18 protein-coding genes, 1 tRNA gene and 1 pseudogene are annotated in these 24874 nt (G+C 68.1%); 7 read left to right on the top strand and 13 right to left on the bottom strand.

Annotated features, from left to right (window positions below):
- Nucleotides 1–65: 65 nt before the first annotated feature.
- The gene (locus JW364_RS18380) at nucleotides 66–1169 is read right to left on the bottom strand and encodes a hypothetical protein (protein ID WP_068970186.1); all 1104 of its coding nucleotides are present in this window, start codon (nucleotides 1167–1169) and stop codon (nucleotides 66–68) included.
- A gap of 261 nt (nucleotides 1170–1430) precedes the next feature.
- Here JW364_RS18380 and clpB point away from each other — a divergent pair, with 261 nt between their 5' ends.
- On the top strand, nucleotides 1431–3983 hold the full coding sequence (clpB, locus tag JW364_RS18375) for an ATP-dependent chaperone ClpB (protein ID WP_068970187.1): 2553 nt from the start codon (nucleotides 1431–1433) through the stop codon (nucleotides 3981–3983).
- Between the two features lie 67 nt (nucleotides 3984–4050).
- Here the strand turns inward: clpB and JW364_RS18370 are convergent, their stop codons facing one another.
- A complete protein-coding gene (locus JW364_RS18370; RefSeq protein ID WP_139115427.1) occupies nucleotides 4051–4341 on the bottom strand; it encodes a helix-turn-helix domain-containing protein in 291 nt (96 codons plus the stop codon).
- A gap of 134 nt (nucleotides 4342–4475) precedes the next feature.
- Between JW364_RS18370 and JW364_RS18365 the strand changes: the two genes are divergently transcribed.
- On the top strand, nucleotides 4476–5477 hold the full coding sequence (locus tag JW364_RS18365; protein WP_223258838.1) for a zinc-binding alcohol dehydrogenase family protein: 1002 nt from the start codon (nucleotides 4476–4478) through the stop codon (nucleotides 5475–5477).
- A 24-nt stretch (nucleotides 5478–5501) separates the two neighbouring features.
- Here the strand turns inward: JW364_RS18365 and JW364_RS18360 are convergent, their stop codons facing one another.
- From JW364_RS18360 to JW364_RS18340, 5 genes are all read right to left on the bottom strand, one after another.
- On the bottom strand, nucleotides 5502–7124 hold the full coding sequence (locus tag JW364_RS18360; protein WP_205333958.1) for an HNH endonuclease signature motif containing protein: 1623 nt from the start codon (nucleotides 7122–7124) through the stop codon (nucleotides 5502–5504).
- 202 nt (nucleotides 7125–7326) lie between these two features.
- Nucleotides 7327–9120, bottom strand: a complete 1794-nt coding sequence (gene selB / locus JW364_RS18355) for a selenocysteine-specific translation elongation factor (protein WP_068971197.1) — start codon at nucleotides 9118–9120, stop codon at nucleotides 7327–7329.
- Nucleotides 9121–9130: 10 nt separating this feature from the next.
- Nucleotides 9131–10447, bottom strand: coding sequence for an L-seryl-tRNA(Sec) selenium transferase (gene selA / locus JW364_RS18350; RefSeq protein ID WP_068971196.1), 1317 nt, complete (start codon nucleotides 10445–10447; stop codon nucleotides 9131–9133).
- 178 nt (nucleotides 10448–10625) lie between these two features.
- Nucleotides 10626–10720 (bottom strand) — tRNA-Sec (locus JW364_RS18345).
- 33 nt (nucleotides 10721–10753) lie between these two features.
- A complete protein-coding gene (locus JW364_RS18340) occupies nucleotides 10754–11044 on the bottom strand; it encodes a hypothetical protein (protein ID WP_137810378.1) in 291 nt (96 codons plus the stop codon).
- 71 nt (nucleotides 11045–11115) lie between these two features.
- Here JW364_RS18340 and selD point away from each other — a divergent pair, with 71 nt between their 5' ends.
- Nucleotides 11116–12105, top strand: coding sequence for a selenide, water dikinase SelD (gene selD / locus JW364_RS18335; protein WP_374100851.1), 990 nt, complete (start codon nucleotides 11116–11118; stop codon nucleotides 12103–12105).
- A gap of 460 nt (nucleotides 12106–12565) precedes the next feature.
- Here the strand turns inward: selD and nrfD are convergent, their stop codons facing one another.
- The 3 genes from nrfD to fdh are packed head-to-tail and all read right to left on the bottom strand — an operon-like array spanning nucleotide 12566 to nucleotide 18054.
- Nucleotides 12566–13678 carry an NrfD/PsrC family molybdoenzyme membrane anchor subunit gene (gene nrfD / locus JW364_RS18330; RefSeq protein ID WP_137810376.1) on the bottom strand — a complete coding sequence of 371 codons (1113 nt, stop codon included), beginning with the start codon at nucleotides 13676–13678 and terminating at the stop codon, nucleotides 12566–12568.
- Complete coding sequence (locus JW364_RS18325; protein WP_205333957.1) at nucleotides 13675–14724, bottom strand: 4Fe-4S dicluster domain-containing protein; 1050 nt, start codon at nucleotides 14722–14724, stop codon at nucleotides 13675–13677. The genes nrfD and JW364_RS18325 overlap by 4 nt, the downstream gene beginning before the upstream one ends.
- Complete coding sequence (gene fdh / locus JW364_RS18320) at nucleotides 14725–18054, bottom strand: formate dehydrogenase (protein WP_277243149.1); 3330 nt, start codon at nucleotides 18052–18054, stop codon at nucleotides 14725–14727.
- A gap of 165 nt (nucleotides 18055–18219) precedes the next feature.
- On the opposite strand from fdh, the gene JW364_RS18310 reads away from it, so the two are divergent.
- A complete protein-coding gene (locus JW364_RS18310) occupies nucleotides 18220–19107 on the top strand; it encodes an alpha/beta fold hydrolase (protein WP_068971115.1) in 888 nt (295 codons plus the stop codon).
- Between the two features lie 14 nt (nucleotides 19108–19121).
- On the opposite strand, the gene JW364_RS18305 is transcribed toward JW364_RS18310, so the two are convergent.
- Nucleotides 19122–20669 (bottom strand): MFS transporter, encoded by a 1548-nt coding sequence (locus tag JW364_RS18305; protein ID WP_205333954.1) that lies wholly within the window; start codon nucleotides 20667–20669, stop codon nucleotides 19122–19124.
- Entirely contained in the window at nucleotides 20666–21250 is a 585-nt protein-coding gene (locus JW364_RS18300) for a TetR/AcrR family transcriptional regulator (protein WP_068971108.1), read from the bottom strand. The genes JW364_RS18305 and JW364_RS18300 overlap by 4 nt, the downstream gene beginning before the upstream one ends.
- A 108-nt stretch (nucleotides 21251–21358) precedes the next feature.
- Between JW364_RS18300 and JW364_RS18295 the strand changes: the two genes are divergently transcribed.
- On the top strand, nucleotides 21359–22456 hold the full coding sequence (locus JW364_RS18295) for a GIY-YIG nuclease family protein (protein WP_205333967.1): 1098 nt from the start codon (nucleotides 21359–21361) through the stop codon (nucleotides 22454–22456).
- A 96-nt stretch (nucleotides 22457–22552) separates the two neighbouring features.
- Nucleotides 22553–23369, top strand: a pseudogene (locus JW364_RS18290) (SDR family NAD(P)-dependent oxidoreductase).
- Between the two features lie 13 nt (nucleotides 23370–23382).
- On the opposite strand, the gene JW364_RS18285 reads toward JW364_RS18290, so the two are convergent.
- Entirely contained in the window at nucleotides 23383–24105 is a 723-nt protein-coding gene (locus JW364_RS18285; RefSeq protein ID WP_068971106.1) for a hypothetical protein, read from the bottom strand.
- Between the two features lie 384 nt (nucleotides 24106–24489).
- Here JW364_RS18285 and JW364_RS18280 point away from each other — a divergent pair, with 384 nt between their 5' ends.
- Nucleotides 24490–24750, top strand: a complete 261-nt coding sequence (locus tag JW364_RS18280) for a hypothetical protein (RefSeq protein WP_205333953.1) — start codon at nucleotides 24490–24492, stop codon at nucleotides 24748–24750.
- Nucleotides 24751–24874 lie beyond the last annotated feature (124 nt).

Genomic DNA, 24874 nt, shown 5'->3' with positions numbered 1-24874 from the left:
GTGCTGGATTCCGTTACCGATCGCGCACTGTGGACGTCAGCGGATCCCTGCGCCGCCGGCCAAGTCTAGTCCTGCGGAGGTCCTGGCAGGGGGAGCGCAGATACCACGGCAGGGCGTAACGCGACGGGAACGACGTACCTGTCGCCCTCGAGCGTCAGCCAGCCTTCTTCGATGTACAACTCGAGCCGACGATGGATTGCCTCGACGAGGAACTCGCTGAGTCCGAGTTTGGGGACCCAGGCGTTGATCTCGGCGATACTCAGCGGTGAATCGCCGAGTCCGCTAATGACCACGCCGATCAAGGACGACGAGAAGTCGATGTCGGGGTTGTATTCCCGAGGAAAGCCGGACCGAACCCATGCGGTGAGACCCACCCGCAGCACGTCGATCCGGGGCTCGTCCCGCCACAGATGGGCGGCGCGCCCGGGACGTGCGCTCGAGGTATTGGCTTCGACGATATCGAGGGCCTGGGCAAAGCCCCACAGGTGATGTAACGACGCGACGTCGCTCATGCTCTTGACGTGAGCGGGGAAGTCGATGTCGAGTCGGCGGGCGAGGTCGCGGGCCTCGGCCGGTTTGAGCCACCGACTCTGCGTGGTGGGGCGGTGCGGACCCAGCCAGTCCAACAGCTCGGTGACCCGCCGGACGGGCTGTGTGTCCAGGAGGGCAGCGCGTTCGGTGGCCTCGTCGACTTCCTCGATTGTCGTGGTCCGTAACTCGAGCCCGGAGGCAAGGGCAAACTGCTCGGCGGCATAGGCCGATACGGATTCGGTGCTGAGCCACATGCCGGTCTCGACCAGGTAGCGGCGCAGCGTCTCGATCGCGATGGCGAGCGGTTTGGCGTCCTGCTGCTGGTTCGACTCGATGTGGTTGAGCATCGACACCATGGTGTCGACGTCGTCGGTAGTCCAGGAGAGCGGATCGAAACCGGGGTTCGTCTGCCCGACGGCGTCGAGCACGATGAACGCGTACGCCCCGATGTGGGTGACAGCTTCCTCGTCGCCGGGGAAGACCTCATCGCGGAGCCACGACTTGAATGATTCGGGAGCAACGTGTCGCCTTGCTGTGCCGAAAAGCGGTACCACGTTGGAGTGGTTGCCACTGCCGGAGTCGTGTTTGCGCTTACGTTGGGCGCGGCGCTTCTTCTTGTCGCGTGAAAGCTGTGACATCGGGCTCAAGAATAGGCGCCCGACTTGTGCGTCGTTCAATACTGCGGATCGGTTTGTCGCGTTCCGGAGAGTCTGTGGCGTCGGGTCCCGAGCCTGGACGGCTGTGAGGGCGGGGGATCGCCAACCCCCGACATCCTGGAGCAAGTGGTCTATGTCACAGAAACTTCAGGCTTGAGCGGAATGCACTCAACTATGTTGGCGTTGTAGACCGCGTATGGCTCATACTTGAGCCTGTTGGACTTAAGAGAAAGGTGCACGCGAGTGGACAGCTTCACCCCCACCACCAAGACGCAGCAAGCATTGAGTTCTGCTGTGCAGGCGGCGGCCAGTGCTGGCAACCCCGACGTGCGACCGGCCCACATCCTCGTGGCACTGCTCAATCAGTCCGACGGCATCGCGTCGCCGCTGCTCAAGGCAGTGGGCGTGGACCCGTCGAGCGTTCGTGCGCAGGCCCAGGCTCTGGTCGATCGCATGCCGACGGTGTCCGGCGCCAGCTCGACGCCTCAACTATCCCGCGAATCGATCGCGGCCGTCACCGCAGCTCAGCAGCTGGCCGGTGAGCTCGACGACGAGTACGTCTCGACCGAGCACGTCGTCGTCGGCCTGGCGACCGGTGATTCCGACATCGCCAAACTGCTGCACAACCTCGGTGCGACTCCGCAGGCTCTGCGCGAGGCGTTCGTCGCCGTGCGCGGCAGCGCACGGGTCACCTCCGAGGATCCCGAATCGACCTACCAGGCTCTCGAGAAGTACTCGACCGACCTGACCGCGGCCGCCCGCGAGGGCAAGCTCGACCCGGTCATCGGCCGCGACACCGAGATCCGGCGCGTCGTGCAGGTGCTCAGCCGGCGGACCAAGAACAACCCGGTCCTCATCGGTGAGCCCGGCGTCGGCAAGACCGCCATCGTCGAAGGTCTCGCGCAGCGCATCGTCGCCGGCGACGTGCCGGAGTCGTTGCGCAACAAGACCGTCATCTCCCTCGACATGGGTTCGATGGTCGCCGGTGCGAAGTACCGCGGCGAGTTCGAGGAGCGGCTCAAGGCCGTGCTCGACGAGATCAAGGGGTCGGCCGGACAGGTCATCACCTTCATCGACGAGCTGCACACGATCGTCGGAGCCGGTGCGACAGGCGATTCCGCGATGGACGCCGGCAACATGATCAAGCCGATGCTCGCCCGTGGTGAGCTGCGGCTGGTCGGTGCCACCACCCTCGAGGAGTACCGCAAGTACATCGAGAAGGACGCCGCACTAGAGCGTCGCTTCCAGCAGGTGTACGTCGGCGAGCCGTCGGTCGAAGACGCCATCGGCATCCTCCGCGGCCTGAAGGACCGGTACGAGGTGCACCACGGCGTGCGCATCACCGACTCCGCATTGGTCGCTGCCGCATCGCTTTCCGATCGCTACATCACCTCGCGCTTCCTGCCCGACAAGGCCATCGACCTCGTCGACGAGGCCGCGTCGCGGTTGCGGATGGAGATCGACTCGCGCCCCGTCGAGATCGACGAGGTCGAGCGGATCGTCCGCCGTCTCGAAGTCGAGGAGGTCGCCTTGCAGAAGGAGACCGACGCGGCGTCGAAGGAGCGGCTCGAGAAGCTCCGCGCCGAGCTGGCCGACCAGAAGGAGAAGCTCAACGAGCTCTCCGCCCGGTGGCAGTCGGAGAAGACCGCGATCGACGCGGTCCGAGACCTCAAAGAGGAGCTGGAAAGGCTTCGCGGCGAGGCTGATCGCGCGGAGCGCGACGGTGATCTCGGACGCGCCGCCGAGCTGCGGTACGGTCGCGTCCCCGGACTGGAGAAGGAGCTCGAGGCCGCGATCGAGAAGACCGGCACGGATCCTTCTCAGGACGTGATGCTGCAGGAGGAGGTCGGACCCGACGACGTGGCCCAGGTCGTGTCGGCGTGGACCGGAATCCCGGCCGGACGCATGCTCGAAGGCGAGACCGCCAAGCTGCTGCGCATGGAAGAGGAACTGGGACACCGGGTCATCGGTCAGAAGGATGCGGTGCAGGCGGTGTCCGACGCGGTGCGTCGTGCCCGCGCCGGTGTCGCGGACCCGAACCGGCCGCTCGGCTCGTTCATGTTCCTCGGCCCCACCGGTGTCGGTAAGACCGAGCTGGCCAAGGCGCTCGCCGAGTTCCTGTTCGACGACGAGCGGGCGATGGTCCGCATCGACATGAGCGAGTACGGCGAGAAGCACAGCGTGGCAAGGCTCGTCGGTGCTCCGCCCGGTTACGTCGGGTACGAGGCCGGCGGCCAGCTGACCGAGGCGGTGAGGCGTCGTCCGTACACGGTGGTCCTGTTCGACGAGATCGAGAAGGCTCACCCGGACGTGTTCGACGTGCTGCTGCAGGTACTGGACGAAGGTCGACTGACCGACGGTCAGGGCCGGACGGTGGACTTCCGCAACACCATCCTGATCCTCACCTCGAACCTCGGTGCGGGGGGCGACAAGGATCACGTCATGATGGCGGTGCGGTCGGCGTTCAAGCCGGAGTTCATCAACCGTCTCGACGACGTGGTGATCTTCGACGCCCTGAGCCCGGAGGAACTGGTGTCGATCGTCGACATCCAGCTCGACCAGCTCAAGAAGCGCCTCGCGCAGCGTCGCCTCGACCTCGAGGTGTCGACCAAGGCCAAGGAATGGCTGGGCGCACGCGGATTCGACCCGCTGTACGGTGCTCGCCCGCTGCGCCGCCTGGTGCAGCAGGCCATCGGTGACCAGCTCGCCAAGCAGCTGCTCGCCGGCGACATCCGCGACGGTGACGTCGTGCCGGTCAACGTCAGTGCCGACGGAGAGTCGTTGGTACTCGGCTGAGTTCGTGACTGACAAGTGAATGACAAAGGGACCCATCCTTCGGGATGGGTCCCTTTGTCTGCGCCGGCTACGGATGTGGGAAGCGGTCGAGGTTGTCCTCTACCCACAGGCGCAGTGCGTCCAGCGGCCCGGCGGCGTCCACCCCGAGTTCCGTCAGTTCGTATTCGACGTGCAGCGGGACCGCCGGATAGACGGTGCGGGTGAGCATCCCGGCTGTCTCCAACCGACGCAGAGTCGCCGTGAGGACTTTGGGGCTGATCCCGTCCAGCCGCACGCGGAGCTCTCCGAACCGCATCGGTCGATCGCGGAGGGCGCCGATGACCAGGGCGCTCCACTTGTCGGCGAGAAGGTCGAGCATCCCTCGGCAGGGACACGACGCAGAGTAGGCGTCTCCGCGATGGGACGGTAGTGACATGGCGCTGGCCTCGATGCTTTCTATTGGATACTAGGAGCCCTTGCGGGTAACTGGGGTCGTGGGGATACCTTAGCGCCATGACACGAGAGATGACAGCCCTGGTCGCGGTCGCTGCGAACTCCGTCGAGGACCCGAGCGCGTTCGCCGAGACGACAATGCCGGTGCCGGCCCCCCGTCCGCACGATCTCCTCGTCGAGGTCCGCGCGGTCTCGGTCAACCCGGTGGACACCAAAGTGCGTGCAGGCCTGCGTGACTCCGATCCGCCGCGTGTTCTGGGATTCGACGCGGCGGGGATTGTCGTCGGGATCGGCGACGAGGTGTCGAGGTTTGCCGTCGGGGACGAGGTCTACTACGCCGGTTCGATCGATCGGCCGGGAACGAATGCCGAGTTCCATCTTGTCGATGAGCGGATCGTCGGGCGCAAACCGTCGTCCCTCGACTTCGGCGCGGCTGCCGCACTGCCGTTGACCACGATCACTGCCTGGGAGTCGTTGTTCGAGAAGCTGCGGGTCAATTCCGCGGACTCGGGAACGATCGTCGTGGTGGCGGGTGCCGGGGGCGTCGGCTCGATGGTCATTCAGTTGTCCCGGACCCTGACTGATCTCACCGTGATCGCAACCGCGTCACGGCCTGAGTCGCAGGAATGGGCGCGAGGACTCGGTGCCCACCACGTCGTCGACCCGAGACGCCTGCGCGAGGACGTGCGGGCATACGCTCCGCGCGGTGTGGACTACATCTTCTCGCCCCACTCGGACGGAAATGTCGAGTCCTATGCCGACATCATGGGTGTACACGGTCAGGTCGTCGCCATTGACGAGCCCGAAGGTCTCGATACCCTCCCGCTGAAGCAGAAGAGCCAGAGTTGGCATTGGGAGTTGATGTTCTCCAAGCCGTTGTTCGCACCGGAAGACGACTCACAACACGAGATCCTCGGCCGGGTCGCCGAACTCGTCGACGCCGGCAAGATTCGCAGCACTGTCAACCGTGAACTGGCTGGTTTCACGATCGAGAATCTTCGTACAGCGCACCGAGTCTCCGAATCCGGAGGGGCGATCGGCAAGGTGGTCCTCACGCGCTGACCACCGCGGATGAGCCGGCGAACTTCACGAGGTGGCGAGTAACTCCATGAGGTGTGCTTCGACGAGGGAGGGCCGGGGCGTGCGTGGTCCGGGTCGGGGTGGTCGGACGTCGATGACGTGGCTGGTTTTCAGCCATGAGCGGCGCGCGTCATGTGGGCGTGGCTCGTCGCCGGACGTGGTGCGTCCGTGGATCTCTCGCCGCACCTGTGCCAGGTGGGCCTGCAACCGCTTGGGTATGTCGGGTCGGCGGTTGATGTATTCGGGGTTGGGCGGTGCGCCGGGTTCGACGTTGAGTCGCCAGGCGCAGCGGCCTTCGTCTGGCCCGGACCGGACGATCCGGGTGGTGTACTGGCCGGGTTGGTCGCCGACCATGCGGTTGTGGCGGGGACAGGCCGGTGCGAGGTCATCGATGTCGGTGAGTCCGCCCTTGGCCCAGTCTCGTTCGGCGTGATGAAGCTCGACCTGGGTGGCGGGCTGATCGCACCCGGGAGCCGAGCACACCTCGCCGTCGGGTCGGGCGAAGGAGACCAGGCGTTGTTCGCGGGTGGCGAGGCGTTTGCCCCGTCCGAAGTGCAGGGGGACGGTGGTGGCGTCTTTGAAGATCGCGAGCCAGGGTTGCATGTCGGCGGCCATCGCGATCAAGTCCCGGATGGGCAGCAGGGTTCCGGTGGCGGTGGTGGCGAGTCCGGCTTCGCGGGTCAGGTCGGAGAGGTCGGCTTTGATGATCAGTTGCACGGGCAGGCCTCGGTGCGAGGTTCCCAGTGTTCCGTCGGCGAAGCCTGCGGCCAGTGCGGCGTCGAGGGCGTCGTGATTGGTCTGGGCGAGAGTGCGGCCGTCGCGGTCGGCTGCCGAGGCCAGGGCGTCGGGGTCGGCGGTGCCGGCCGGTCCGCGAGGCGACTGCGGGTCGTCGGGGTTGTTGAGTCCGGGTTTGCCCCAGACGGCGAACATCATCGTCAGCCGGGCGACGAGTTCGGGTGTCAGGGTGCCCGATATCTTGGCGGTGCCGTCGGCGCGTTGCCGACCGATCCACAGGCCGCGGCGTCGTTTCTGGTCGGTGTCGTCGGCCAGGGTGCCGTCGGGGTCGAGATGGGCGAGCAGCCGCGCGCCGAGCCGGGTGATCTCGGCAGGCGTGTGGGCTTCGGCGATTTCGGCCATCTGTCGTTCAGCGGCGACCTTGATGTCGTGGTCGATGGTGCCCGGGATGCGGTCGAGGACGTCCAATGCGGCCTGGACGTGCGCGGTGCCGACCGTGCCTTGTGCGAACGCTTCGGCGAGACAGGGGTATTCGGGTGGGAGGACCTCGCCGCCGAGGCTGGTCCGGTGGGCGGTGGCGTCCATATGCTTACGGCGGCGCATCGGGTTCGACACTCGTAGCCGGTGGGTCATGAACTGCATCAGGGTGCGGCAGCCGGCCTTGCGTGGCAGGTCGCGGGCGACGGCCTGATCGATCTGCCGGTCCCCGGCGACGGTCAGACGAGCGATGGCGCGTTCGGTCTCCGCGGCCACCTCAGCGAGTTCGGCATCGGTACACGGCGACAGATCCACGGTCTGCAATTTGTCGAGGGTGCGGTGGAGATCGGCCACCAACTCAACGGCACGCGGTTGCGGCGCTGTCGAGTCGCCACCGACGTGTGCGGTGCTGGGCATGACGGTCACCTCCTCCGAGAACCGTTGCTGCGAATGTAGGTTCGAGTGTACACCAATCCAGACGTGCGGCAAGGCCAAACATACTGCTGTGCAATGCTATTCGTTGATGTCGACTTGTCGGTGTCGTGTGGTAGGGGCCTCGGACGGAAGCTCTTCCCGCGATTCACACGGCGACCTGTACGACAGGACCACCGCCCGTTGCTCAGCGCACGACCTCCCGGTGCCCGGCGTCAAGACGGCGGGTCCAACCGCGGGCGTCGAGGTACTCCAGTAGCGGAATGACCACGCGCCGAGTGGTTCCGAGCGCCTGACGAGCGGCGCTGGTGGTGAACGGCTGATCGAGCGAGGCGAGGATGCGCATCGCCAGGGCGGGGGCGGTCGGCAACAGCACGACACCGTCGCGCAAACGGAGAATTCGGCCCGTGCGCTCGGCGGCGGCGAGTTCTCGGGCGCCCAAGCCGAGTGCGGTGAGGTCATCGGCCTCGGGTGCACGGAACGGGTGGTCGGCGAGCCGGCGCTCCAGTGCGCTGACCGCGTCGTCGGCATCACCCAGGGAGGGCTTGTGACCCGGGATTGCCAGGTGCCCGTCGGACGATGACAGCCCGGCTTCCGAGATGACGGTCGCCAGCAGCGTCGTGTCCGGGAGCCCGAGCAGCGCGGGTGCGCCGGCCGCAGAGAGCCCGGCCGACAACGGGTCCCGTTGATGTAGTTCGCGGACGGCGGCGTGAAGCCGTTCCGCCCAGGCGGTGAGGGAGGTTTCGGCGACCCACCACTCGCCGATCACTCGTACGCCGTGGGGAGCGGGCTCGGCGTCGTCGACCAGGCCGAGTCGCGTCAGATCGGTGACGCGCATCGCGCCACGCCGATGCACTTCTTCGGCGGCCCCGGCGCCGTCGGACATGGCCGCCAGCGAGGCAGCGCGCCGTGTTGCGTCGCCGCGCCGGGTCAGCGCCGGGGGATCGGGGTGCAGCACGACGCCACCGCCAACAATCCGTTGGCCGGGATCCCGGAGCACCACCCGATCGCCCCGCGACATCGGCACGGCACGGGCGAGGGTCACACGCGCGTGGTCGCCGTCGAAGGGGCGCAACCGAACCGGTAGCGCCGCTGTGCCGATGTGTGCGACGAGGTGTTCCGGTGCCTCCTCGAAGGACATGCCGCTCACGCGCCGGACATCGGCGACTGCGGAGGTGTGCCAGGCTCCGGGCGTCACGAGTGCGTCGCCGCGCGAGACGTCGTCGACGCCGACGCCGCGCAGATTGATCGCGACTCGGCTGACCGGGCCGGCGCTGGTGAGAGTTGCACCCTCGCTCTGCAATCCACGGACATCGAGTCGCCGGCGGCCGTCAACCGTGAGCAGGTCCAGGGTGTCGCCGACCGAGATGGTCCCGGCGGATAGGGTGCCGGTGACGACGGTGCCGGCGCCGGTGCGGGTGAAGACCCGGTCGATCCAGAACCGGACACGCCCCGAGGTCGACGGCGGTGATGTCCCGGCCAAGACGGCGTCGAGCCGTGTGCGCAGTTCGTCGATTCCGACGCGATCGGGCGCCGACACCACGACCGCCGGCGCATCGGAAAGGCCGGTGCGGCTGAGGCGATCACGCGACAGATCGATCACTTCACGAACGCGGTCGGGCGAGGCCCGGTCGGCTCGGGTGATGACCAGCAGCCCGTACTCGATGCCGAGGGCGGCGACGGCATCACGGTGGTCGTCGGACTGGGCGCTCCATCCCTCGTCCGCGGCGACGACGAACAGGACGACGGGCGCCGGGCCCAGGCCGGCCAGCATGTTCGGGATGAACCGCTCGTGGCCGGGGACGTCGACGAAGGCCACGTCGGCACCGGAAGGCAGTGTGGTCCAGGCGAAACCGAGGTCGATCGTCAGCCCGCGGCGTCGTTCCTCCTCCCATCGGTCCGGCTCGATCCCGGTCAGAGCACGCACCAGTGTGGACTTCCCGTGGTCCACGTGTCCGGCGGTGGCCACCACGTACTTCACGAGCGCGACTTCACGACGCGCCCAGAGCCTGTCGGATCGCGGCGAGTACCCGCACGTCGTCGGCTTCGGGAACGCAGCGCAGGTCCACCAGACACGCGTCGTCGTGAACGCGGGGTAGGACGGCCGGATCGCCGACGCGTAGGCGGGCGGCCGTTGCGACCGGAAGCCGCACCGCCCACCCCGGCAGCGGCACGCCGGGTGCGCCACCGCCACCCACCCGTCCGTCATGGGCGACGATCGGGAATCCGACTGCCGTGCCCAGGGATTCGGTACGCACGCGAAGTCTGTCGGGATCGGCGTGGAGGTATTCCCAGACGGGGGGTCGTGGCCCGCCGACGGTTGCCTCCATCGCAGCCAGTGCCAGCTTGTCCGCGCGAACGGCCCGTGCGAGTGGGTGTTTCGCGAGACGCTGAACGAGCGCTCCATCGCCGAGGAGGAGTCCGGCCTGTGGTCCGCCCAGGAGTTTGTCGCCGCTGGCGATGACGAGGTCGGCGCCGGATTCGAGTGTCGTGGTGGCGTCGGGTTCGTCGGGCAGCAGCGGGTCGGGTTGCAGGAGTCCGCTGCCGATGTCGGCGACGACGGGCACGCCGTGCGCCCGGGCGAGGCCGCGCAGCTCGGAGAGCGATGTCTCGCTGGTGAAGCCCTCGACCCGGAAGTTGCTCGGATGCACCTTGAGAATTGCTCCGACGTCGTCGTCGGTGAGGGCGTCGGCGTAGTCGCGTGCGTGGGTGCGGTTGGTGGTGCCGACCTCGTGTAACCGGGCGCCTGTCGACGCGATCAGTTCGGTGAGCCGGAAACCTGCGCCGATCTCGATCATCTCGCCACGACTGATGACGACTGCACGCCCGGCCGCCAGCGCGGTCGTCGCCAGTACCAATGCGGCCGCACCGTTGTTGACCATCAGCGCGTCTTCCGCTGCGGGACAGGCTCGTAGGAGAGCGCTGCGGGTGGCCGCCCCGCGCTTCGACCGGGTGCCGGACTCGAGATCGAGTTCCACGTCGACGTAACCCGACGCCGCGCCGACGGCGTCGAGCGCCGCGGGTGACAGCGGTGCCCGCCCGAGGTTCGTGTGCACGACGACCCCGGTGGCGTTGAGCACGGGGCGGATCGACGAGGCATACGACGCGCTGACCGATTCCACGACGATCCGCTCGACGTCATCCGGTGGCGTCTCGCCGCGGCGGGCCGCGTCCTGGGCCTGGCGAATGATGTCGCGAATCGCTGTGTCGCCCAGTCGTGCACGCGCCGCGGACACCGCGGGCAGGGCCAACAGTGCGTCGGTTCGCGGAATTCGACGGCGCGGATCGGTGACGGGGGGCTTCGACACGGCTCCTCGCTTCGCTCGTCACCGGCTCAGCCGGCGGGGGGTGGGCTCTCGCTTCGCTCGTCTCCGGCTCAGCCGGCGGGGGTGGCTCTCGCTTCGCTCGTCACCGGCTCAGCCGGCGGGGGTGGCTCTCGCTTCGCTCGTCACCGGCTCAGCCGGCGGGGGTCACGGTCGACCCCCCTGGCGGAGGCGGACGGGAATCGAACCCGCCAGGCCGAGATACTCGACCTCCTCGGTTTTGAAGACCGGGGAGCCCACCAGGACCCATACGCCTCCACGCGGTCCCAACCTATCCGACGTGCGGCCGGGTCAGTCCTGCCGGTGCGGCCAGTTGCCCTCGGTGATGAGTTCCTCGAAGTGGCGGATCAACTTCGGGTTGAGATCGTCATCGACGGCACGCTCAAAATCGCCGTCCCACTTCGCAAACCACTCCTCGTCGCGCTTCATCAGGAAGATGGGCCAGCCGTGGGTGATATCGAGTTCGTCGGCGTACAGGTCGGTCGACCCGTCCTCCCGCATGTACCAGTAGTGGTGACCGGATTCCCAGAACGCCTGCAGCTCGCCGGCCGTGACGTAGTACTCGCCGTCTGCTTGCCTCATGAGCCCGATGGTAGCGATCGCCGGAGGACAGCATCGGAGATTACCGGAGGGCTACCCTCGACACGGTGACCGTGCGAAGCGAGACACCCATCCGACTGACCGGCTACGCCCACGGTGGTGGATGCGCGTGCAAGATCCCGCCGGGCGAGCTCGAGCAGGCGGTCGCGGGACTCACCGGCCAGGTCGGCGACGACATCATCGTCGGACTCGACGACGGCGACGACGCCGCGGCAGTGCGTATCCGCGACGACGTCGCGGTGCTCTCCACCGCCGACTTCTTCACCCCGGTCGTCGACGATCCGTACGACTGGGGCCGCATCGCCGCGGCCAACGCGCTGTCGGACATCTATGCCATGGGCGGCACCCCCGTCGTCGCCATCAACCTGGTCGGCTGGCCGCGGGAGGTGCTGCCGATGGAGCTGATGACCGAGGTGCTGCGCGGCGGTCTCGACGTCGGGGCGCAGGCCGCCTGTCCGGTGATCGGCGGGCACACCATCGACGATCCGGAACCGAAGTACGGCATGGCGGTGACAGGGGTGGCCGAACCCGGCCGGTTGTTGCGCAACGACGCGGCCGAGCCGGGGCTGCCGATCACCCTGACCAAACCGATCGGGGTCGGACTGTTGAACAACCGGCACAAGCAGACCGGCGAGGTGTTCGACGAGGCGATCGCCCTGATGACGACGCTCAATCGCGATGCGTCGAGCGCCGCGGTCGCGGCCGGCGTCCGCGCGGCGACCGACGTGACCGGCTTCGGCCTGCTCGGGCATCTGCACAAACTGTGCCGCGCGTCGGGGGTCGGCGCGGTAGTCGACCGCGCTTCGGTGCCCGCGGTCGACGGGGCGGCGCAGGCACTTCGGGACGGTTTCGTGTCCGGGGGTACCCGCCGCAATCTCGACTGGGTGCGTCCGCACCTCACGGTCGGTTCCGGTGTCGCCGAGGACGACCTGCTGTTCCTCGCGGACGCACAGACCTCGGGCGGGCTGCTCGTGGTCGGCGAGGTCCCGGGCTACCCGGTGATCGGCGAGACGGTGGCGGGCTTCGGGATCACGGTGCGCTGACCCTTCGTGGCTCGTCGCTTGCGCTCCTCGCACCTCAGGGAGCAGGGGTTATGCGCCTCTTTCGGATTAGGGAGCGGTGGGGTCGCCGAGACGGTTGCGGGGATGGGTATCCGGGTTCGCTGACTCGGTCGCCAAGACCCTTCGTGACGCGCCCTCCGCAAGCTCCGGGCGCTCCTCAGGGAGCGGGGGCCTGGCGGCCGTTGTGGACCACGAAAGAACACTCGTGAACGTCCGAAAAACATGCTCCCTGAGGTGCGAGCGAAGCGAGCCACGAAGGGTCACGCAACGTGTCTCACCAGGCCCTTCGTGGCTCGTCGCTTGCGCTCCTCGCACCTCAGGGAGCAATGGGGACCGCCTTTTTCGGATAGAGAGCGGAGGGGGTGGCGCTTGCGCTCGGGAGCGGAGTGCGGCGCTGGCGCTCAGGGAGCAGCAGGGGGCGGCGCTCCTCAGTGGGCACCGCTCAGGGCGCGGGCGGCCCGGTGGTGATCGAGTCGTCGGTGATTCCGGCGGCACGACGGGCCGCGAGGCGGCGCTTCTGCGGTTCGATCGTGTAGCGGGGGTTCTTGGCCGACTCGATGCCGGCGTCGAAGACGCCGAATCGCGTGCAGGCCGACGCGGCGAGCAGTGCGAGTCCCGAGACGACCGCCAGGGGGCGGGAGCGCCCGCTGAGCAACGCGCCCACTCCGCCGGCGACGGCGAGTCGCTCGCTCCAGCGCAGCAGGGTGCCGGCCTTTCCGTGGTGGAGCGGTTCGGCGGCGACCGGGTCCATCCGTCGCTCCGTGAGTCGCATCGCGACGAGGTCGCCGACCACGCCCAGCGCCGCGAGAGTCCGTGCCGGCCCGGCCTGACCGACCGGCGTGGTGACCAGCGCCAGCCCGCTCGACGCCAGGCTCGCGGAACTGACGAACACGAACGGCAGGTCCCGGTGCATGGCGTTCCAGGTCGGCACGGCGGTATCGGAGAGCAGGACCGCGGTGTACACCGCGAGCGGCGGACCCGCCAGCCCGGCGGCCAGCCCGGCGGGGGCCTCGACGGCGCGCAACACCGCACGAAGCGGCCCGAGCGGCAGCCGCGCACCGGTCATCCGGTCGACCTCGGCGACCGCCGCGACGCCGAGTGCCCCGCTGAACGCCGACAGCATCCAGGAACCGACGCTCATCGGCGACGTCACCTTGAACGTGCGCAACATGTTGTAGAACCGGTCCGGCCGTCCGAGGTCGGCGACGAGCGCGATCCCGCCCAGACCCACGGCACCCAGACCACCGAGGCGGGCGTTGCGGCGCAACGCGTCCCGCCCGGTGAGCTGGGCCCCGGCGGCCAGGACGCCGGAGCCGCCGGCGACACCGCCGAGGAACAGGTAGGCGGCCACCTTCTCGTCCCAGGGTGGTGGCTTGACGACGGGATGCCCGTAATACGAGGTGAATTCGGCATCGGGCACCATCGACATCTCACGGTTGCCGTCGCCCTGCCCGAAACCTCTACCCGGTCTGCGTTTTCCGCCACGGCCGAAACCCCGGCCGCGCCGCCGGGGCGGCTCCGGCGGACGGAAGGAGTCGAACTCCGACGAGGTCATCGGCCGCCCCGTAGGAACGAGAGTGCGGCGGCGGCCAGCATTCCGGCCGCCGCGATCCCGGCGCGCTTGTACATGGCCGGCAGGTCCGCGGTGCACACCCGCGGGTCCGGCGGCAGTCCGTAGACCTCCGGCTCGTCGAGCAGCAGGAACACCGATCCGGTGCCGCCGACACCGTCGTTCGGGTTGGCGCCGTAGAGCCGCGCCTCGGTCATGCCCTGCTCGTGCAGCGCCCGGACGCGGGCGTGCGCGTCGTCGACGAGGTCGTCGTGGTCGCCGAACTTGATCGACGTGGTCGGGCAGGTCTTCGCGCAAGCCGGTGTCTCGTCGTCGAGCAACCGGTCGTAGCAGAGCGTGCACTTTTGCGCGACACCGCGTTTGGGCACCTCGGGCTGCTCGCCCTTGCGTTCGCCGGAGCGGGTCGTCGGCGCGGCGGTGCCGTCGGCCCGGCGCTCGACGACGCCGAACGGACATCCGGCCACGCACGTCCCGCAGCCGTTGCAGACGTCGTCCTGGATCACGACGGTGCCGAACTCGGTGCGGAACAGCGCGCCGGTCGGACAGACGTCGAGGCACCCGGCGTGGGTGCAGTGCTTGCAGACATCCGACGACATCAGCCAGCGGAACTCGGGGGTGTCGGGGACTTCGACTCGGCTCGTCGCTTCGCTCCTCGCCGGCTCAGCCGGCAGGGGAGAGGGCCTGGTCGGCAGAGACGAACGATCTTCAGGCGAGGAGCCGGGCATCGCGGGCATGCCCAGTCCGACGAGCGCACGCCCGGACTCGCGGGCCTCGGCGATGCGGTCGGAATTCTGCTCGATGAAGGCGACGTGGCGCCAGGTGCTCGCGCCGAGGGCGACGGTGTTGTCGTACGACATCCCGGTGAGGGCGAGGTCGCCGTCGCGCGGGTTGCCGTTCCATTCCTTGCACGCCACCTCGCAGGCCTTGCAGCCGATGCAGATCGAGGTGTCGGTGAAGAACCCCTTGCGCTCCTTGTGGGTGTTCCAGTGCGCGTCGGTGCTGGGATCGGATGGCCCGGACAGCTGTCCCATCTACTCCTCCGCCTTCCCGGTGATGTGCTGGTTGTCGGTCTCGACGGTGACCCCGGCCCGCTCCTGGTAGGCACGCACCAGGTCGAGCAGTGCCCGGCCTTGCGGCCGGCGCCCGGCGATGACGTCGCACGAGCCCACCTTGGACTCCTGGATCTGCACGTTCGGATCCAGTGTGACCCCGATCAGATCGTTGGCGGCGTCGCCGCTGATCACGGCGTTGGAACCCACGCCCCAGTGATAGGGGAGACCCACCTGATGCACCTGCCGGCCGTTGATGGTCAGCGGCATCATGCGGTCGGTCACGAGCACCCGCGCCTCGATCGCGGCGCGCGGCGACACGATCGTCGCCCAGCCCTCGTTGGTGAGGCCCCGCTCTTCGGCGAGTTCGGGTGAGATCTCGCAGAACATCTCCGGCTGCAGTTCCGTCAGGTACGGCGTCCAGCGGCTCATGCCACCCGCGGTGTGGTGCTCGGTGAGCCGGTACGTCGTGAACACGAACGGGTACACCTCGGAGCCGGGGCTCTCGCCGCTGGGTGCGTCGAGATTGTCCGTGCGGGGGAACAGGACTCGCGATGGCGACTGCTGCTGGGGATACAGCGCGTTGACCACCGGGGATTCCTGCGGTTCGTAGTGCGTCGGCAACGGGCCGTCGACCAGCCCGCGCGGGGCGTAGAGCCAGCCCTTCCCGTCGGCCTGCATGACGAACGGGTCGTCGCCGCAGAGGGCTTCGACGCCGCCGACCGACGGGTCGGGACGAGCATCGGGAGCCAGGTCGACAGGGAAGTCGGGCACGTCGGGACCGACCCACCGCCCGGCGTCGGCGTCCCATTCCATGTACCGCTTGCGTTCGCTCCACGGGCGGCCGTCGGGGTCGGCCGACGCACGGTTGTAGAGGATTCGACGATCCGCCGGCCACACCCAGCCCCACTCGTGCTGGGTGACCCCGCCGCCGCCCTGCGGGACCCGGCGTGCGGCCAGGTTCGACGGCCCGTCGGTGTCCGCGCCGGTGTAGACCCCGGTGTAGATCCAGCAGCCGCCCGCGGTCGAGCCGTCGCGCTTCATCTGGGTGTAGGACGTGAGGTTCGAGCCGGCGTCTTCGCCGTTCACGTGGTAGCCGTTGATCTCCGACAGCACCGCTTCGGGGTCGGGGTTGCCGTGGTCGTCGAGGGGATAGTCCCATGTGACGTCGAGCAGCGGGCGGTCACGTTCGTCGGTCGACTCGGCGAGGCGTTCGCGGATGCGCCGCCCGAGCTCGAAGAAGAAGTCCATCTCGCTCTGGCACTGACCCGGTGGCTCGACCGCCTGGTGGCGCCACTGCACCATGCGCTGGGTCTGCGTGAACGAGCCGGCCTTCTCCACATGCGTGGCCGCGGGGAGGAAGAACACCTCGGTGGCGATGTCCTCGGTGCGCAGCTCGCCGGACTCGATCTCCGGGCCCTCCTTCCACCAGGTGGCCGTCTCGATCATGTTGAGGTCGCGGACGACGAGCCATTTGAGGTGCGACATCGCCATCCGCGCCTGGCGCCCGTTGGCCGATCCGACCGCCGGGTTCTGGCCGAGGACGAAGTAACCGTCGACCTTGTCGGCGAGCATGTCGACCGTCGTCTGGAAGGTCCCGGCGGGCCCGGTGAGCCGGGGCAGGTAGTCGTAACACCAGTCGTTCTCGGCGGTTGCGGCATCCCCGAACCACGCCTTGAGAAGACTCACCATGTAGTCCTCGGCGTTGGCCCAGAAACCCTTCTCGGCCTTCGACGTGATCGCGTCGATGTAGTCGGCGAAACTGTCATGCTTGCCCGCCGAGGGCATCGGCAGATACCCGGGCAGCAGGTTGAACAGCGTCGGGATGTCGGTGGACCCCTGGATGCTCGCGTGTCCGCGGAGGGCCATGATGCCGCCGCCGGGGCGCCCGACGTTGCCGAGCAGGAGTTGCAGAACCGACGCGGCGCGGATGAACTGCGCGCCGAAGGTGTGCTGGGTCCAGCCGGTCGCGTACCCGAAGCACGTGGTGCGCTCGCGGCCGGAGTTGTCGGTGACGGCCCGGGCCAGATACTCGAAGTCGCGCACCGAGATCCCGCACATGTCGCGCACCATCTCGGGTGTGTAGCGCGAGTAGTGACGCTTGACGATCTGGAACACGCTGCGCGGGTGTTCCAGGGTGTCATCGCGCACTGTCGCCCCGTGTTCCAGCGGCGGCCCGCCGGAGCCATGCTCGTGCCCCACCGCGCGGTCCTTCACCCGCGGCCCGTCGTCCGGGTGGCCGGGCGACTCGACCTTGCCGTCCTCGCTGTCGCGGCCACCGTCGTCGGAGTGGGCGGACGGTTCCTCGTAAGCCCAACTGGTGGCGTCGTATTCGCCGGTCTCCGCGTCGAAGCCGGAGAACAGGCCGTCGAGATCCTCGGTGTCGCGGAAATCCGCGGCGATCAGGGTGGCGGCGTTCGTGTAGGCGACGACGTACTCGCGGAAGTACTTCTCGTGCGTGATGGCGTAGTTGATGAGCGCACCGAGCAGGACGACGTCAGAGCCGGCCCGGATGGAGATGTGCCGGTCGGCCACCGCAGAGGTACGGGTGAAACGCGGATCGACGTGAATGATCGTCGCGCCCTTGGCCTTCGCCTCCGACACCCACTGGAAACCCACCGGGTGCGCCTCGGCCATGTTGCCGCCCATGAGAACGATGCAATCGGCGTTGGCCATGTCCTGCAGTGATTGCGTGGCGCCGCCGCGTCCGAACGAGGCCCCCAGACCGGGAACCGTGGCGGAGTGTCATATGCGGGCCTGGTTCTCGATCTGGATCGCGCCCGCCGCGGTGAAGAGCTTCTTGATCAGATAGTTCTCTTCGTTGTCGAGGGTGGCACCGCCGAGCGAGGCGACACCGGTGGTCCGCCGGAGCAGTCGGCCCTCGTCGTCGCGGTCCTGCCAGCCACGGCGTCGGGCCTCGAGGAAACGGTCGGCGATCATGTCGATCGCGGTGTCGCGATCCAGGTCCTGCCACTCGGTCGCGTACGCGGCCCGATAGCGGATCGAGGTCTGCCGCATCGGGTTGTTGACCAACTGCTCGCTCGACGCGCCCTTGGGACAGAGGCGCCCGCGGGAGATCGGGGAGTCCGGGTCGCCCTCGATCTGGACCACCCGCTCGTCCTTGACGTACACCTTCTGCCCGCAACCCACCGCGCAGAACGGGCACACGCTCTGGACCACACGGTCCGCGGTGGCGGTGCGCGGTTCGATGCCGCGTGTCCTCGCCGAGGTGACCGCCGGTCCGCGCCCGAAGACGTCGCCCGACCGCAACTGGCGGAACACCGGCCATTCGAGGGGGCTGAAGGCTGGCACCCGTCCGAGTCTAGACCTCATCGTCTGCGGTTGCGTCTCGACCGTTGCTATCGTGGCGGGTGGAGTGCCGGGAAGTCTGGTCGGCTGCACGTGTGTCGTTGTCATCCCTTGCCGGGCTGATCATCGATGCCGTGTGCCGTGAAGACGCGCCGATGGGATTTCCTGATGATCACCGCATACAAGACCGAATCCGGCCGCGACGTAATCCGACGATGGTGCGAGATCCGGTTGTCGGCAGCAGATTGTGTTGCCGCGCAATGGGAAGTCCAGACGTCGGCGGGGCGGACCAGGATCGTTGCATCCCGGTCTCCCGACCCCGGGACGGCGGCACCCGCCGACCGGCGCACTGTCGTCGTGGTGCCGGGTACGAACATGAACTCGGCGACGATGATCCCGCTGCTGTCCGAACTCGCGCGGAACAACGACGTCATCAGTCTGGACGTGCCCGGCCAGCCGGGGACAAGTGCACCGGAACGTCCGCGGCGACGCGGTCGGATCCCTGCCTACGGGCGGTGGCTCGACGAGGTGCTCGGCGCGACGGTCGCCCATCCGGTGATCGTGCTGGGTCACTCGCTCGGGGCTGCGATCGCGTTGGCCGGTGCCTCATCGCTGATCGCCGGACGCCTACTCGTGTCACCTGCGGGCATCACCCGTTTGGCGGTCTCGCCTCGGACATTGCGCACAACCGTCTCATGGCTGGCCTCGCCTCGGCCGGAACGCTCGTATGATCTGCTGCGAATGATGACGGCGCCGGACAGAAACGTCGATCCCGCGCTGATCGCATGGATGGATCTGGTTGCCGGACACTGCCGTACGAGTCTGGCGCCGGGGCCGTCTGATGAATTGCCGACGGACCGCCCCTTGATGGTGGTCTCCGGCGACCATGACGTCTTCTTGCCGACACTGCGGCTGGCTGAGGTGGTACATGCGCGGCTCGACGTCGAGCTGAAAGTCCTGGACGACTGCGGCCACCTGGCTCCGCACGATCAGCCGAAGCGGATCGCAGAACTTCTCGACCGTCTCAACCGGGAGCTCGTCACCCCGCCCGGATGACAGGCACGACTACGTCAGTGCTGCGCGGCCGTGACATCCGTGCCGCGCGGCACGAGCGCGAAGACGGCCACGGCGACGGCGACCAGCGTGACCCCGCCGACCAGGCTCGTCTGCTGCATGGCGTCGGTGAACGCGGCCGCCGCCCGCTCCGCGAGGCCCGGTGCCCCGGCGGCTTCGGCGAGACCCATGGCGGCGCCGAGGGATTCGCCGGCCGCGTCGGTCACCTCGGCGGGTACGCCGGGGACGGGCTCGGCCGTCAGCGTGGTCCGGTAGATGATCGACGCCACGCTGCCGAGGATCGCGACCCCGAGCACATTGCCCAGGTCGTAGGCGGTCTCTTCCAGCGCGGCGGCGTTGCCCGCCTTGGCATCCGGGGTGCCGGCCATGATCATCGCCGATGCGATGGCCAGTGATCCGATGCCGAATCCGACGAACACCTGGGCGGTGGCGACGGTGCCGTAGTCGAGGCCGTCGGAACCGAGGAACATCAGCGCCATCCCGACGCCGGCGATGCCGATACCGCCGGCCACGACGGCTCGGGCTCCGATCATCCGGGACAGCGGGGCGGCGATCATCGAGGACACGATCGCCGCTCCCGCCACCGGCAACAGCCGCACACCGGCCGCGATCGGGGAGTGGCCCTCGACCAACTGGAGCCACTGGGCCAGCAGCAAGAGCGCCGCCGCCAGTCCGAACATCGAGCCGAGCGCGGCGAGAACACCCGCACTGAACGGCCGGCTGCGGAACAACGAGACGTCGAGAAGCGGCTCGGTGCGTCGCATGCAGCGTCGGACGAACAGGGCCAGGATGAGGACCGCGCCGATCAGGGCCACCCAGGCGGCCGGTGCGAGGAGGCTCTCCTCCTTGGCGAACCGCTTGATGGCCCAGACCAGGGCGACCATGCCGGCGATCGACATCAGCGCACCGACGGCGTCCCACCGGCCCGGCTGCGGGTGCTTCGACTCCGGCAGGATCAGCACTGCGGCCACGATGGCGACCGCCATCAGCGGGACGTTGACGAGGAACGCGGCGCGCCACGAGAAGTACTCGAGCAGAACTCCGCCGACGATCGGCCCGACGGCCGCACCGAGGCCCGACACCGCGGCCCAGAGCCCGAGGGCGGTCGCACGCTCGGCGGGGTCGGTGAAGATGCTGCGCAGCAGGGACAACGTGGTCGGCATGATCATCGCGCCGCCGACGCCCAGCAGCACCCGGACCGCGATCACCGCCTCGGGTGACTCGGCCAGCAGGACCAGTGCCGAGGCCCCACCGAACACCGCGAAGCCGGTGACCAGCATCCGTTTTCGGCCCCACCGGTCGGCCAGTGAACTCATGGAGAGCAGCAGGCCGGCCAGGACGAGCGAGTAGGCGTCGATGATCCACAGCTGCTGATCGGCGGTCGGGCGCAGGTCGCCGGCCAGGTCGGGGAGTGCGACGTTGAGGATCGTGAGGTCGACGGTGATGACCAGCAGGCTGGCCGACAACACGGCGGCCGACGCCCATCGGCGCCGGAAGGACAGGCCGTCTGCGCTGGTGGTCTCGGTGGCGGATCGCTGGGTCATCGTCGGCTCCGGTCGTGCTCGGGGGAGGGCAGCCCGGTCAGGGCCGTCAGGGTGGCGGTCAGGTCGTCGAGGGACAGCGGCGTCCCGTAGAGGAGTGCGTGTATGGCCACGCCGTCGGTGTACGCGGCGATCGCGCGAGCGGCCGTCTGCCCGACGTGCGGGATGAGGATCTCGACCAGCCCGTCGGGCCAGCGAACCGCGAGCGGGCGGAGCGCGGGATCGAGGACGGCGGCCGACACGAGCGCGAGGTCGGCGCGGATCAACCGCTCGTCGGACAGATAGTCGTGGAGCGTCTCGGCGAAGACCGCCGCGGCTGGGCCGTGTTCGGCGAGGGTCTCGGCCACCTCGGCCAGGCCGGAGTCGATGTCGTCGGCCAGGCGGGCGAGCGCTGCCTCGCGCAGATCGTCGAGCGTGGCGAAGTACTGCGTCGTCGAACCGAGCGGCACACCGGCACGTTTCGCGACGAGCCGGTGGGTGAGCCCCTCGGAGCCCACCTCGGTGATGAGCGTGGCGGCGGCCTCGACAATGGTGCGTCGCCGTTCCTCGGGATCTCGTCGGCGGCGGGGCGCTGCCTCGGTCATCACTACCCTTCCAAGTTAATGTACGAATGTACATGTACAAACGTACACTAGCGCTTCGCGGGTTTGCGTGTCGGGTGCTGGCATCATGCGACCATGGCGGTGAACAGGATCGATGCGGTCGAGCTGCCCCGGACGGCGCTCGGCGACTTCTTGTCGTCGTCGGCGTTCGCGGAGATGCTCGACCCGGATGACGAGCGCACGTTCTCCCGCAGTGCGGCGGCCCGGCGCGCCGAGGTCGCCGATGTGGTGCGCGCCGTCGACCGTTTCGCCGGCCGACGATTCGTCGACCGGGAGCGCGCCGGCGAGGTCGTCTTCGGCGGGATCACCGCCGGGGGGCTCGGGGTCCGCCCTTCGGTGGTCGACGAGGTCCTCACCCTGCTGCGGCCGGTCGGCGTCCCCGCGCCCGGTGCCCCGAAACCTGTTCCCCACGAAGCGCAAACGGTGCTCGGTAGTTACGTCTATGCACTGGTCGATCCGCGTGACGCCACGGTGTTCCATGTCGACGCCGGCCGCGGGAACCGCGTATACCGCCATACCGCCGCCGCGCTGGCGGGCGACGCACCCGACCCTGCCGACATCGTCGGCGACGACGATCCGGCCGAGGTCGCGGCCGCCATCTCCGAGCGTATCCGCGACATCGACGCCGACGGGTTCGGCGTCGAACACTGGATTCTGCGGTACGATGTAGATTCTGTCGATTCGGCTGCAGCGCACGCGCTTTCGCTACGACGCACGGTAGTCGACGTCGTCGCTCTGGCCGGATCGGAACTTCCGGAGACGCCGGATGCACAGGGGCCGTGGCGCATCGAGGAGCTGATCCTGCGACATGCGGCGCCGGTGTCGCCGCCGTTGCCCGACGTGTGCGTGCTGGTGAAGGTCGACGAGTCCGCCCGCAGCGACGCCACTGCCGAGGTGATCTACGAATCCGCTCGCAGCGCTTGGCGTGCGGGGCCGCACCGAACCGTCCCCGATCTACCGGTGCTGGTGTTCGCCGACGATCTCGTCCGGGCCGTCCATCGCGTCGACTACTGGGAGTCCTACCGCGACGCCGAGGGAAACCTGGATCCGAAGCGGTGGGTGTACACCGGGAAACCCGACGCCGAACTCGAGGCCCGGTATGTGGGTACCAGCCTGCGCGAGGTCCGGCAAGAACGCGGCGGCAAGTGGAATCCGTCCGGCTGGCACCCGTACGGACACGTTCCCTGAGCCTGTTCGTTGGAACAAACTCGCCTGTCGTGATCCGACGAGGGACGCGCGGTCTGGTACTACTCGCGGCATCGTCCATCGACAGAAAGCCGGCGCATGTCCTCGGATCGACGCAGTTCATTCGACCACCGCACCGCCGTGATCACCGGCGCCTCCGCCGGGATCGGCAAGACGTTCGCGGAACATCTCGCCGCGGAAGGGTACGACCTACTGCTGGTCGCCCGTCGGGCCGAACGGCTCGACGAGTTGTCCGAGCGACTACATCGCGAGCACGGCGTTCGCTGTGAGGTGTTCGCCGGGGATCTGTCCGAACCCGGCACGCCGGCCGCGATCATCGAGCGCGCCGATGAACTCGGGCTGGACATCGACGTGCTGATCAACAACGCCGGTATGGTCGCTGAGCACCAAGTTCGCCGAGACGCCGTGGGAGGAGGTCGGAGGGCAGCTGCAGTTGATGCTGACCTCGCTGACCGAGCTGTCCCACCGCGTGCTCCCGGGGATGAAGAAGCGCCGGTGGGGGCGGATCGTGAACGTCTCGTCCATCACGGCGCTGCTGCCTCCGGCGGAGGGCCTGCTCTACTCCGCGATCAAGTCGTATGTGCTGCTGATGTCCCAGTCCCTGGACATGGAGCTGAAACCGCACGGCATCCACGTGACGGCGCTGTGTCCCGGTTTCACCAGGAGTGAGTTCCACGATGCGATGGGTGCGGAGACCCGCGAGACCGCCGATCGCCTGCCCGGCGTGCTGTGGCAGGAGCCGGAGGACGTCGTGCGCGAGGGGTGGAACGCGGTGATGAAGGGCGACGCGGTGTGCGTGACCGGCATGGTGAACAAGCTGGTCACGACGGCCGTGCGTCCCATTCCGCCGGGTATCCAGTACTTCCTCGGCCGGACGCTCAATCCGTTCAAGTAGACGCCGGGGCGGCTCACTTCTTGGTGCGCCGACTCCCGCCGTGCCAGTCCTCCTCGACACCCGCCTCGCCGTCGGTCACTCCGAAGGCCCGCAGTTGTGGCTTCTCCCGCAGGCTCCGCTTGAGCTCGGCGAAACCCGGGAAGCTCGCCAGCCCGATCACGTGGTCCCACAGCACGACCGCGTCGTCGTCACCGGGTAGACGGCTGATCACGGGCCCGAAGAATGCAACTCCCTCGGGCGGCTGGAAGTGGATGATCGGCGTACCCACATCACGACCGGTCAGGGACAGGGCCTCGTCGGTCTCGGTTTGGATCTCCGCGTCGAACTGGGCGTCGTCGAGGGCGTTCAGGTGGTGCGCGGGCAACCCGAGTTCGTCCAGGACGGGTCCGAGGAACTCCGCGGTACCGCGAAAGTCGGTGGTGTCGACGGTGTAGGAACCGGTGTGCGCGTCGAAGATCCGCGTGCCGAGGGCTTCGTAGAGCGGGCCGATGGCGGCCGGTCCGTGTTCGCGGCGGATGCTCGCCGCCGCGCGCAGGAGGCGGAGTCCGGCGGTGTGCCCGGCCTCGTACTCCGGCGGGAACTGCGCGTCGTAATCGACGTGTGCGTTCAGCAGACGTAGCGAGATGAACCGCCATTCCACCGTGTAGTCCCGCTGCGCCTGTACCTTTCGCACCCACTTGCTCGTCATCCACGCGAACGGACAGACGGGGTCGAAGTAGAAGTTGACGTCGGCCATGATTTCGACGGTAGACGACGGGACAGTCCTAGGTGTCGGCAGAAGCCGCCAACAACTGGTCGCCTAACCGGTACCGCTCGACTGAGTGACTGGTGAGCCTGTGACGGGCTCGTTGGGATGGAGGAGGTGCTGCACGGTGGCGAGCGACGGCTGCTCGAGTGGACCGGTGTAGAGCTCGGGTGCCCAGTCATACACGCCCCGTAATCAGCCGGGTGGGCGAAGCCGAAGCTGAAGAAGAATGGTTCAGGCGGACCGCTGCGAGACCAATCTCATTCGTTCACCTCCGGCAGGACCTGAGCCGGTGCGGACATCGAGGTCAATCGGAGTCCGGGTCAGGTGGAACGATTGCGGAGTAGTAGCGGTCTGCCGAGAGAACGAGTGACGGTGGAAGGGTTCTTCGTTCTGCTCACGCCACCGGTCGCCCTCGCGCTCATGTTCTGGGCGTGGACCATCTGGCTCTCCTTCAGCGCCGCTGGCCGAAACATCCGACGATCTTCGGCCGCAGTTTCTGCGGTGCTGGCGATCTGCGGGGCAATTGCTTTCCTCGCGTTGACCAGTCTCGACGATTACAACGACTACCCCGGTCACACGTGTTCGGTGCGTGATGGGTTTGTACCCGTCGGCTTTCCCCTGAGCAACTACTGAGGTTCCCCTGAAAAAGTGGACACGGTTAGCTTGTTTGCTGACTTGTGTGTGATCTGATTTCGAAGTCGATAGGTGAGACCATCCCTAGCGAGCTATGCCTTCTGTCATGGTTGTAGAATCGGAT

The sequence above is a fragment of the Gordonia sp. BP-119 genome (assembly GCF_016924115.1).
Lineage (GTDB): Bacteria > Actinomycetota > Actinomycetes > Mycobacteriales > Mycobacteriaceae > Gordonia > Gordonia hongkongensis.
This window is presented reverse-complemented; position numbering and strand designations above follow the sequence as displayed.

Bases quoted from the DNA above. Each gene is read 5' to 3' on its own strand.
- JW364_RS18380 (WP_068970186.1), bottom strand. From the start codon at position 1,169: ATGTCACAGCTTTCACGCGACAAGAAGAAGCGCCGCGCCCAACGTAAG.
- JW364_RS18370 (WP_139115427.1), bottom strand. From the start codon at position 4,341: ATGCTCGACCTTCTCGCCGACAAGTGGAGCGCCCTGGTCATCGGCGCC.
- JW364_RS18365 (WP_223258838.1), top strand. From the start codon at position 4,476: ATGACACGAGAGATGACAGCCCTGGTCGCGGTCGCTGCGAACTCCGTC.
- JW364_RS18360 (WP_205333958.1), bottom strand. From the start codon at position 7,124: ATGCCCAGCACCGCACACGTCGGTGGCGACTCGACAGCGCCGCAACCG.
- JW364_RS18340 (WP_137810378.1), bottom strand. From the start codon at position 11,044: ATGAGGCAAGCAGACGGCGAGTACTACGTCACGGCCGGCGAGCTGCAG.
- nrfD (WP_137810376.1), bottom strand. From the start codon at position 13,678: ATGACCTCGTCGGAGTTCGACTCCTTCCGTCCGCCGGAGCCGCCCCGG.
- JW364_RS18325 (WP_205333957.1), bottom strand. From the start codon at position 14,724: ATGGGACAGCTGTCCGGGCCATCCGATCCCAGCACCGACGCGCACTGG.
- JW364_RS18310 (WP_068971115.1), top strand. From the start codon at position 18,220: ATGATCACCGCATACAAGACCGAATCCGGCCGCGACGTAATCCGACGA.
- JW364_RS18305 (WP_205333954.1), bottom strand. From the start codon at position 20,669: ATGACCCAGCGATCCGCCACCGAGACCACCAGCGCAGACGGCCTGTCC.
- JW364_RS18300 (WP_068971108.1), bottom strand. From the start codon at position 21,250: ATGACCGAGGCAGCGCCCCGCCGCCGACGAGATCCCGAGGAACGGCGA.
- JW364_RS18285 (WP_068971106.1), bottom strand. From the start codon at position 24,105: ATGGCCGACGTCAACTTCTACTTCGACCCCGTCTGTCCGTTCGCGTGG.